The sequence below is a fragment of the Aeromonas sp. QDB62 genome (assembly GCF_027705695.1).
Classification (GTDB): domain Bacteria; phylum Pseudomonadota; class Gammaproteobacteria; order Enterobacterales; family Aeromonadaceae; genus Aeromonas; species Aeromonas allosaccharophila.
In genome coordinates this window covers 1-11,929 of the sequence record NZ_JAPDCD010000071.1, presented here as the reverse complement: position 1 = coordinate 11,929, position 11,929 = coordinate 1, and the positions used below count along the sequence as shown (strand labels likewise).

Here is an 11,929-nt window from a genome sequence, read left to right as displayed (position 1 = left end):
TCCCCCAAGTTGAACGCTGTCAGCCTAAGTATGAAACTGACCGCGCAGGGAGGGGGCGTCCATCACATCACTACATTACCAGAACTGGTTACATCAACAAGGCCACGCACTCCTGACAGCGCAACAACTGGCCGATCCCCTCCCTACCCTTGATCAAGCAAACCGCTGGGAGGTCTTGCTGTACGATCTGATTACCCAATGGCAGGAGAGTCAGGGAGAGCAAGCGCTGTCAGCGCACTATTTCCTGCAGTTCCTTTACGAATACCTGAGCGAACAGCGACGTCAGATCCGCTTTGGCAAGGGCGTGCTTCTCAGCACGGTGCATGGCGTTAAAGGGGAGGAGTATCACCATGTTTTGATCCTTGATGGCGGATGGCAACGCTGCGCAGAAAGCGCTGCGAACAACATCGAGGAAGAGCGGCGACTCTTCTATGTTGCGATGACCCGAGCAATCCAACGGTTAGTGGTTATGTCCCGCGCTGACCAGCGGCATCCCCACCTCCCTCTCATTACCGAACGTTGTTACAACGAGTCGAGCCAGGCCACCGCCCCTGCACGGCTGCGCCGTTTTGCCATTATGGGAATGCGCCAACTGGATATCGGTTATGCCGGACGTAGCAACGAAAACCACCCGATACACCAGAACCTGCGGCAATTACACGTCGGGGACGCTGTACGTATCGATTTCGACAAGCTGCAAAAACTTCATGTTTTCCATGGTCAAAACCCCGTAGCTCGTCTCTCCCAAAGTGCTCATCAGACCTGGCTGAATCAGTTTGCCACTATCCGGCATGCCAACGTCATCGCCATGATTGAGCGGAGCAAAGAGCAGGAAGACGATGCCTATCAGGAACAAGTTCGAAGTGAGCGGTGGGAACTGCCCATTATCGAGCTGGAGTTATAACGGTCTGGGCGAGGAGTGGTCTATCACTCCACCCCCTAGATCGTCACAACAACGGCATCATGTCACGCCTATTTGCGTAAACGTGAGCAATAACAACTCCAGCGGCTCAATATTGAAAAAATTGATTAACATGGATTTTTTCAACGAGAGAAACGAGCTGTATGCTGACGTGCTGGTCGAGCCCATCAGCGAGAGTGAAGGGCATGAAAATTACAATATAGCTCGGTACCACTTACTGGTTCAGCTGGGATTCAGCTTCATGCCATATTCACATTGAAAGCGCGCCTTGAGACCACATAAGATATGTGCCCAATTATTGTTGGAACCTTCTAATGCTCCGCCAATGTAATCGCCTGCTCCTGCTTCTCCTGCTACCGCTCTGGTGCATGCTGGCTCTGGCTAATACCAGCCTCAACGAAGACGAATTCGATCTGTCTGAGCGCGCCTGGTTGTCATCACACCGGGAACTGGTCATCGGCATGCCGATGATGGGGGATCCACCCTACAGCTATAAAGATGCAGATCAGCGCTTTACCGGCCCGGTACCGGACATTGCGCAGCAGATCGCCAGAAAACTCGGCCTGACCCTGCGCTACAAGGTTTACCCCTCCTACGCCAATGCGTTGACCGGGCTTGACTACGGAGAAGTTGACATGCTGGTCAACTATCAACCGGGTGAGCAGTGGCGAGCCAATATCGTCTCAATTCCATTCTTGCTTGCCATGCCACGCGGGGTATTGCTCAATAATGGCAAAACAGTGCTGTCGCAAAAGGATAGCCAGACCCTGCGCTGGGTCTGTGTAACGGGAGTCAATGCTTGCAGTGAATTGAAAAAATTGGGATTGCCCCGCGTGGCGGAAGCGGAAAGTCCCAGCGAAGCAGCCTTTATGCTCAAGCAGCACCTGGCCGACGCCTATCTGGCCGATATGCCCTCACTGGTGATGTTGCAAGGTCAGCATACTGGAGCTGGCTTTACCATCGCCACCCCGGACTGGGTAAGCGCGACATCCCTTTCCATCAATATGAGCAAGAGCAACCCGGCACTGGTCGGTCTGATCACCAAAGCCTTCAACAATATCCCGGTTGAAGATCGTCGTCACATGTTAGAGGCCACAAGAACCAGCCAGCACGCAAGCACAGGGGAGGTTAAGTCAGTTCAGTTTACTGGCGAGGAACAGCAGTGGCTCAGTCAGCATCCGGTACTAACCTATGGTGTATCCCCTAATTGGACATCGATGAGCGAATTCAATTATCGTGGCCAGCTGGTCGGTTTTGTGGCGGATCTGATGGTACTGATGCAGCAATTTTCCGGGTTGGAGTTCTCTCTGGTACGTACCCATAACTGGAGCGAAACCCAGAACCTGCTCAAGATCCAGCAGATCGATTTTATTCCCGCCATAGCCCCGACTCCTGAACGCAGTCAATTTGCGCTGTTTACCCCCGGCTATCTGTTTGTCGACCGAGTGGTGATTGGCCCCAAAGGCAGCACCACTTTATCCAACATCTCGTTGTTAAAGGGCAAGCGGGTCGGCATGGTGCTTGGTTCGGTAGACAAGACCATGTTGCTTGAAATCGGAGCCAAAGTGGTCGATGTCAATAGTGATGGCCGCTTGTTGGCGCTACTCGATCACGGCGATGCGGATTACGTCATGCTGCCCACACTCTCTATCAACTCACAGGTGAGTGAGCATTATGAGATCACCTACACAGGGAAGGATTTGCGACTTCCGCTCGCCATGGCAACCCGGCAAGATCCCATGCTGCAGCGCATCCTCACCAAAGTACTCTATTCGATACCGCCGGAAGAGCTCAATAAACTGGAGAAACGCTGGCTCTCTACGAGCGTGCAAACCGGTATCAATGCCGAAACCGTGCTGCTCTGGTTCGCCATTGTCGGTGCCGCCGCCGCCCTGTTGTTTGCCCTGTTCTGGGCATGGAACCGCGCCCTGCAACAGGAGATTGTGCAGCGCCAACGGGCAGAGAAAAAACTCAACGAGCAGTTGGCTTTTGTCCAGACTCTGCTCGACTCCCTGCCCAATATGGTGGCCTTACGGGATCGCCAACAAAATCTGACCCTGTGCAACAGGGCATACCGGAAGCTCTTTATTGGTGACTCCTCCGAAGGCAATGGCTGGGGTTATATGACCGAGGACGAGCGGCAACAGATGCTGCGCGAAGAGCGTGCAGTCTGGGAAACCGGCGAGATCTTCGAGGGATCGGGTTATACCCAGCGTGAAAATGAGGTCCCCCTGCATGTGGTTTACGTCAAACTGCCATACCGGGCCCCGGATGGTTCTATTCAAGGGGTACTGACAGTACTGACCGATGTCAGTGCACTCAAAGCCGCCCAAAACAAAGTGCGAGAAGTGGAAGCCAGGCTGCGGGATATCACTGACAGCATGCCGGGAGTTGTCTATCAATATCTCTGGCAGGGTGCCGGTAAGGGGCTATTCCGCTACCTATCTCAAGGCACAAGCGACATTTTGGGCATGCCCCAGGACTCCTTGATGGAGTCCACATCCGGCGGTGCCATCTTCGGTTTGAACGAGGAGGCACTTGCGCTATTTGTTGATGAGGTGGCCGCACATGCCCGCACCCTTGAGCCGCTGGAGCTGGAGGTCAAAGTGCCCTCGCGTCTCGGAGAGCGTTATTTGCAAGTGCGTGGTAACTTTGTGGCACAAGAGGGTGATGACCGTTTAATTAACGGGGTAGTACAGGACATCACCACCCTCAAACAACAAGAGCATGCACTGCGTGAAGCGCGTGCCGCTGCCGAGCTGGCGATGCAGGCGCGCAGCCGTTTTCTGGCGACCATGAGCCATGAGCTGAGAACCCCCATCTCGGGCATGCACGGTATGCTGGAGCTGTTGCGCATGAGCGAGCTCAATGATGATCAGCGCTATCTGCTGCGCAATGTGGAGAGCTCGGCCAACAACCTGCTCTATCTGGTCAACGATATTCTCGACTTCTCCAAAATCGAGGCGGGCCAACTTCATCTCAACTATCAATCCTGCCGTCTGCAATCAGTCATTTGCGACGTTATCCGCGGCCATGCGACGCGCGCCTACAGCAAGGGGCTGAAGGTCACGATCTTGTGGGAAGAGGCACTCCCCGATCTGGCCGACATCGATCCGGTCAGAGTGGGCCAGGTTGTCTCCAATCTGCTCAACAACGCGGTGAAATTCACCGAACAGGGTTCCATCTCGATCCAGGCCAGTTATCACGACCAGCAACTGCTCATCGCGGTGACAGATACCGGCATCGGCATCGCCAAAGAGAAGCTACCGCTGCTCTTTACGCCGTTCGAACAGGTGGAATCCGATATCAGTCGTCGCTTTGGTGGTACCGGGCTGGGGCTGACCATTTGCGATCAGCTGGTGAGGAAAATGGGAGGCTCGCTAATGGTCAGCAGCCAGGCGGGTGAGGGGTCCTGTTTCCGTTTCGCCATTCCGCTTACTCATTGCCAGTGGGAACCCCCGGCCCTGGCTGGCAGCGAATGGTGGTGGCTCGGCGAGGATGCAAGCGTGCAGAGCATCATGAAGCGACAGGGAGCCACATTAACACCGCTGGATGTAAGCCAGATCACCGAACAGCTGAGCGGGTTACTGCTGGCTGAAGAGTCCGTGCTGGAAGCGGCATTGGGGAACGAATGGCACACCTTGCTGCAATCCTGCCCCCTCAAGGGGGTCGTGCTCTCCACGCGCGAAGCATTGCGTGGGCGAATGGGCTCGGAAAACTGGTGGCGGCTCGGCCAATCCCCCCTCTACCCGGATCTGCTGCTCGAAAGCTGCCGCGAGCTGATCACCGGGCGGGCCGTAACCATCAATGCCACCAGTATCGAAAAACTGGGCGGGCGGGTACTGGTCGCCGATGACCATCTGGTCAATCGGGCACTGCTGACCCGTCAGCTGGCGATTCTGGGGGTGGAGTGCGAGGTGGTGGAGGATGGCGAGAAGGCGCTGCGCGCCTGGCAAACTCGGGATTTCGCCCTGTTGCTCACCGACTGCCATATGCCCGTGATGGATGGCTACACCCTGACCCGCCGCCTGAGGGAACAGGGGGAGCAGGCCCCCATCATCGGCGTCACCGCCGATACCTCGGAGGATGCGGCTGCCAATATGACAGCGGCTGGTATGAACGACATGCTGTGCAAACCCTATTCGCTGGATTCACTGCGCCAGATGTTGTTACGCTGGCTGCCGGCAGCCACTGCCTCTGAGCTAGCCCTACCGGAGCTATCCATTAACCCTGATATGGTCGCGCGCTGGCAAGATCTGTTTGGCGATGAAACCATCGCTAAAAGCATGGCAAGAGAGTATCTGGCCTCCAACCACAAAGATTGCCGCGCCATGATGAGTGCGCTCTCCTCCGGTGATAGCCAAGAGATGGTGGAGATTGCCCACCGCATCAAGGGGGCCGCCAGAATGATTGGGGAACAACAGCTGGCAGAGCAGGCGGCACAACTGGAATCTGCAGCCCGCCTGAAACAACTCAGCGAGTTCGAACTGCTGACACAGGGGGTTGAGGAACAGATGAACAATATTGAACGTGACATGGGATTATGGCTCGATGAGTAAGACGGCAGATGAATTGGTCATCATGGTGGTTGAGGATCACGAGTTTCAACGCAAGACCCTGATGCACCAGATCCGGGCCCTCGGTTATCAGCAACTGCTGGAGGCCGCAGACGGCATCGAGGCCCTGGCGCTGTGCCAGAGCCACACCGTCGATATCCTGTTCTGCGATCTGCGGATGCCCGGCATGGATGGCATGGCGCTGCTGCGCCGCCTCTCGCTGGGGGGCTTTCGGGGCGGTATCATCCTCTCCAGCGCGCTGGAAGATGATGTGGTGGATGCCGTGCTGCGCATGAGCGCGGCCTATGGGCTCCATGTGCTGGGCCGGGTCGACAAGCCGTCGAGTCAGCAGCAGTTACGCCAATTGATAGACTCTTGGGCACCAAAATCGACCCCGTCCGGCAAGGAGGATGGCCTCATTCTCTCGGTGGACGAGCTCAAACGCGCCCTCGACAACGACCAGCTGCTGCCCTGGTATCAACCCAAGGTCGGCTTTGCGTCCGGCCAATGGGTGGGGATGGAGGCGCTGGCCCGCTGGCAGCATCCGGAATATGGGCTGATCTCCCCCGGTATGTTTATCCCGCTGGCGGAAAACAACGGCCTCATCGATCAACTGACCGATGTCATCATCAACAAGTCGTTGCAGGATTGTCATCTGTGGGAGCAGACCGGCCTCTCCCTCAATCTGTCGATGAACCTCTCTACCACCTCGCTGATCGAGGGGGATCTCTGCCACTTCCTTATCAACCAGTGCCAACGCTGGGGCGTCAATCCCGAGCTGATCACCCTGGAGGTGACCGAAAGCTCGTTTGTCGAGGATATTGGCAAGGCGCTGGAGGTGCTGACCCGGCTGCGGATGCACGGCTTTGGCCTCTCCATCGATGACTTCGGCACCGGCTACTCCTCGATGCAACAGCTGGCGCTGCTGCCGTTTACCGAGCTGAAGCTTGACCGCTCGTTTGTCGATCGCTGCTATGCCGACCCCTCCCGTCTGGCCATCATCGAATCGAGCATCGAGCTGGCCCGCAAGCTGGGGCTCAAGTCGGTCGCCGAAGGGGTGGAGGATGTCGAGACCTGGCTGCTGCTGGCCAAGCTGGGGTGCGATATCTGTCAGGGCTTCTTCACTGCCCGCCCGATGCCACGCAGCGAACTGCAGCACTGGCACCAGCTCTGGCAAGCCCGGCTGCCCACCCTGATACCCGGCTGACCGCCGCTACGGTCCCCTTCGGGCCAACAAAGTGCCAACCGGCAACGTGAATGGCCACCTCGCAAGAGGTGGCCATTTTCTTTGTGTCTGGCTCGCCACCCGCTTTCATGTCTGCCACACCCTCTCCAGCAACCAGCTATCCAGCCGAGTGCTACCCAGTCCCTTTGCTCTGCACTCGCCGTTGCCTTCATCCGTACAACCATTCATGCAAAATAAATTGCATCATAAATGGTGCTACTGGCGGATTGAACCCACAATGGGCGCAATAAGTCTCGCTTGAGCAACATGCACGAAATAGCAATAACACAATGAATAGCCAGCTTTAACAGGAATAATTTTCAACGGTGCGCCGTGCTGATGAGGTAGACAAGACAATCTGAAATCGTTTTCTTTTTTGGACAATAAGCTGTTTAAAATCAAATAAAGTTGTAAATAACCTTTGTTATGGTGAGCGTATAGCAAGTGACCTCCCTGTCGCTTCCCCTGCTGGCTCCGCCAGATGCAGCATTTTCTGCGCCTTGAAAGCGAGTTTATGACGCCATGATCACCATCACTCTCGATGGGGCTCAGTTGACGGTTAACCCGACCCAGACCCTGCTCCAGATAGCCAAACAGCACCAGATCGACATCCCCTCCCTGTGCGGTGACAACACCCACGCCCCCAAGACGCCATGCGATCTCTGCGTGGTCGAGATTGCCGGTCTTGGCATCCGCCGCGCCTGCGAGACGCGCCCCGAGGCAGAGATGGTGATCACCAGCCAAAGCGATGCCCTGCGCGCCCACCGCCAGCAGGCGCTCGGCCGCATCCTTTCGGATCACTACGCCGATTGCGAAGCCCCCTGCCAACGCGCCTGTCCGGCCGGGGTGGACATTCAATCCTATCTGCATCACATCGCCATGGGGGAGCACGAGGCGGCAATGGCCGTTATCAAGCAAACCCTGCCGATGCCCCTCTCCATTGGCCGGGTCTGCCCCGCATTCTGCGAGGCCGAGTGCCGCCGCGCGCTGGTGGATGAGCCGCTGGCCATTCGTCAGCTCAAGCGCCATGCCGCCGATCTCGATCTGGCAGAGGTTGCCCCCTATCAACCGACAAAGAAGCCCGCCAAGGGCAAGCGGGTGGCCATTATCGGCAGCGGCCCGGGCGGCCTCACCTGCGGTTACTATCTGGGTTACGAAGGGTTCAAGGTCGATCTGTTCGAGGCGATGCCCGAAGCGGGTGGCTGGCTGCGCTACGGCATCCCCGAATACCGGCTGCCCAAGGCGATCCTCGATCAGGAGATCGACCTGATGTGCCAAAGCGGCATGCGGATCCACACCAGGCAGCGACTGGGCCACCAGATCACGCTGTCGGCGCTGTGCCGCGACTATGATGCGGTCTGTCTGGCGGTTGGCGCTTCCAAGGCGGTGCCGATGGATTACCCGGGCAGCACCCTGGCAGGTTGTTATCTCGGGGTCGATTACCTCAAGGATCGTATGCTGGCCAAGCGGCTCACCACCGGCAAGAAAGTCGCGGTGATCGGCGGAGGCAACACGGCCATCGACTGCGCCCGCACGGCGGTACGCCTCGGCGCCGAGACAACCCTTATCTATCGCCGCACCCGCGCCGAGATGCCTGCCGAAACGTACGAGATCGACGAGGCGGAGCAGGAAGGAGTCCGCTTTTTGATGCTGACCAATCCGGTGGAGAATCTGCCGGACAGCCGTGGTCGCGTCTGTCAGGTGCGCCTCGAGAAGATGGTCCTCGGCGAGCCGGACGCCTCCGGCCGTCGCCGCCCGGAGCCCACTGGCGAGTACCTCATTGAAGAGTTTGATACCGTGATTGCGGCGGTATCGCAGCAGCCGGATCTCAGCTTTATGGAAGGGGAGCCCCTCACCCTCCCCTTCACCCGCTGGCAGACTTTAGAGTCCGATCCCGAGACCATGCACAGCGGCCACGGCAACCTGTTCGCCATCGGCGATCTGCGCCGCGGGCCCGCTACCGCCATCGAGGCGGTCGCCGATGGCCGCAAGGCCGCGCTGGCCATCGATCAGTTCCTCCATGGTGACATGATCGACCCAGTTCGTCCTTTCAACGCCTGCAAGGCTCCCACACTCAAGCAGGTCGATCCCGCCCAGTTTGCTCACCTAAAAAAAGTCGCTCGCAGCATCATGCCCCATCTGGCAGATGCCGAGCGGGAGGGTAGCTTTGCCGAGGTAGAGCGTGGCTTGAGTGACAGCGATGCCCGCAGCGAGGCCAGCCGCTGCCTGGAGTGCGGCTGTCAGGCCAACACCGATTGCGCGCTGCGCGACTACGCCACCGAATACAAGGTCGAGCAGAGCGCTCTCGATACCAGTCAGTGCCAGAAGTTTGCAGTGGATAACTGCAGCGAATTTATCGTGTTTGATGCCAACCGCTGCATCGGTTGCGGCCAGTGCGTGCAGACCTGTGGTGAGCAAGCGGTACAAGGGGTGCTGCGCTTTGCCAAGCACAGCGATGGCACCCTGTCGAACCGCCCGCAGTTCGACACGGGACTCTCGATGGGCGACTCCCACTGCGTACAGTGCGGCGCCTGCGTACAGGTCTGCCCCACCGGCGCCCTGGTGGATGCCCGCGACAAGTCGCAGGGGCGCACCGAACTGCTCACGCCGGTCAATACCATCTGTACCTACTGCGGGGTCGGCTGCGGTGTCACCCTCTACGTCGATGAGGCGCACAACCGCATCCGCTATGTGGAGGGGAATCGCAACTCGCCGGTCAATCAGGGGCTGCTCTGCGTCAAGGGGCGCTTCGGCTTTGACTTTATCCAGAGCGAGGAGCGCCTCACCACCCCGCTCATCCGCAAGGATGGCGAGCTGGTACCCGCCAGCTGGCAGGAGGCCATCGCCCTGGTGGCCGAACGCTTCACCACCCTGCGTCAGCACTATGGCAGCGATGCACTGGCGGGTTTCTCTTCGGCCAAAACCACCAACGAAGAGAACTACCTGTTCCAGAAGTTCATGCGCCGGGAGCTGGGCACCAACAACGTGGATCACTGCGCGCGGCTCTGCCACGCCTCCACCGTCACCGGGCTGGAAGCGTCACTCGGCAGCGGCGCCATGACCAACGACATCCCGAGCATTGATCACTCGGATCTCATCTTCATCATCGGCTCCGACACCTCGGCGGCCCACCCCATCATCGGCTCCCATATCAAGCGGGCAGTCACCACGGGCAAGGCGCGGCTGGTAGTGGCCGATCCGAAGCGGATCGAGATGGCCGACCATGCCAGCCTCTATCTGGCCCACCGCCCCGGCACCGACGTGATGCTGCTCAACGGCCTGATGCAGCAGATCATCCAGAACGACTGGCACGACAAGGCCTATATTGCCGCACGAGTGGAAGGGTTCGATGCGCTGCAAGCAGAGGTGCTCTCCCCGGCCTATGCACCGGACAAGGTGGCCCTCGTCACCGGCGTACCGGCCGAGCAGGTGATCGCGCTCGCTCGCCTCATCGGCACCGCCGAGCGCACTGCCGTCTACTACTCCATGGGGATCACCCAGCACACCACTGGCCACGACAACGTGCGGGCCATCGCCAACCTGCAACTGCTGTGTGGCAACATCGGCATCGAAGGGGGCGGCATTAACCCGCTGCGAGGCCAATCCAACGTGCAGGGTGCCTGTGACATGGGGGCGCTGCCCAACTGCCTGCCCGGCTATCAGAAGGTGGCCAACCCCGAGGTACATGCCCGTTTCGCAGCAGCCTGGCAGCAGCCAGAGTTGCCGCGCACGCCCGGTCTTACCCTCACCGAGACCATAGATGCCGCCTGCGCGGGCAGTATCAAGGGGCTCTATGTGATGGGGGAAAACCCGGTGCTAAGCGATCCGGATCAACACCACGTCATCGAGGGGCTCAAGCGGCTGGAGTTTCTGGTAGTGCAGGATATCTTCCTCTCCGAAACCGCCCAGCTCGCCGATGTGGTACTCCCCTCCAGCTCCTTTGCCGAGAAGAGTGGCCACTTCACCAACACCGAGCGGCGGGTACAGCGCATCTCCCCCGCCCTCAAGGCGCCGGGTGAAGCGCGGGAGGATTGGTGGATCATCCAGCAGATCGCTAACGCCATGGGCGGAGACTGGCGCTATCAGAACGCACAGGAGATCACCGCCGAGATCTGCCGGGTGACCCCGCAATACGCCGGCATCCAGTGGGACAAGGTGGGGGCGGAAGGATTGCAGTGGCCCTGTAACGACGCTGCTCCCGCAGGCACGCGCCTGCTCCACGGCAAGCAGTTCACCCGTGGCAAGGGAGAGATGGTCGCCACCCCGTTCCGCTATGCCGCCGAACTACCCGACGAGACCTATCCCATCGTGCTCACCACCGGCCGCCTGCTGGAGCAGTTCCACACCGGCACCATGACCCGCAAGACCAAGGGGCTCGACAAGCTGGCTGGCCCGCGGGTGATGATGAGCGTGGTGGACGCCGAGCGGATGGGCATCAGCAACAGTGAGCGAGTGAAGGTCACCAGCCGCCGCGGCCATATCGAGCTGCCCGCCTTCGTCACCAAACGGATGCAGCCGGGTGTGGTCTTTATCCCGTTCCACTTTGCCGAAGCCCCGGCCAACCGGCTCACCATCAATGCCACCGATCCCCACGCCAAGATCCCCGAGTTCAAGGTGGCGGCGGTGCGGATCGACAAGCTGGAGTGCACCCCCTCCTCGGCAGCAAAGCAAGAGATGGAGACAATCTGACTGGAATAAACCACGCAATCAGTTATACAGATCAATCACTATAGAAATAGCCACCCAATGGGTGGCTCTCTACATAAATCAATATACGCTTGTACTCACATGACTAATTATTTCTAGTGCATACGCCGTAAACCAAGTATGCCAAGGAAGAACATGGCAAGAACATGGCAAGAACATGGCAAGAACATCTACAGCCCCACCACCACTATTGTCATCACTGCGATGGCTGTCAACGGAGGCACTATCATCGCGCTCAAGTGAAAAATGATAAGTGGTTCCATTTAATGACTCTAGATTAATGACCACAGTGTCACCTTTAACATTAATTCGGCCTTCTGGATCAGACTTTATATTAAAGTTACCATCTGTCTTTAATGCAACTTGGGTTAACGATCTTGTTGGATCACTAAGGCTTAGTGTCAACGTGTCAACGTCATCATTTAATATAATGGATACTGGAGCGCGAATTCAACTCCGAAGTGCAACACCCGCCAAATCAAGCAACCTGTCGTAGTTCATCAAACACGATCTGCGGTT

At 58.1% G+C, this 11,929-nt stretch carries 4 protein-coding genes; all 4 read left to right on the top strand.

From position 1 onward, the window contains the following. The first annotated feature begins 175 nt into the window (after positions 1-175). The 4 genes from OKC27_RS21520 (at position 176) to fdhF (ending at position 11,392) form a co-directional block, all read left to right on the top strand. Complete coding sequence (locus tag OKC27_RS21520; protein ID WP_270806684.1) at positions 176-904, top strand: 3'-5' exonuclease; 729 nt, start codon at positions 176-178, stop codon at positions 902-904. 332 nt (positions 905-1,236) lie between these two features. Then, the gene (locus OKC27_RS21515) at positions 1,237-5,481 is read left to right on the top strand and encodes an ATP-binding protein (protein ID WP_270806682.1); all 4,245 of its coding nucleotides are present in this window, start codon (positions 1,237-1,239) and stop codon (positions 5,479-5,481) included. Continuing rightward, positions 5,474-6,685, top strand: a complete 1,212-nt coding sequence (locus tag OKC27_RS21510) for an EAL domain-containing response regulator (protein ID WP_270806681.1) — start codon at positions 5,474-5,476, stop codon at positions 6,683-6,685. Before OKC27_RS21515 ends, OKC27_RS21510 begins: the two co-directional genes overlap by 8 nt. A gap of 540 nt (positions 6,686-7,225) precedes the next feature. Further along, the gene (gene fdhF / locus OKC27_RS21505) at positions 7,226-11,392 is read left to right on the top strand and encodes a formate dehydrogenase subunit alpha (protein WP_270806680.1); all 4,167 of its coding nucleotides are present in this window, start codon (positions 7,226-7,228) and stop codon (positions 11,390-11,392) included. The last annotated feature ends 537 nt before the right edge of the window (positions 11,393-11,929 follow it).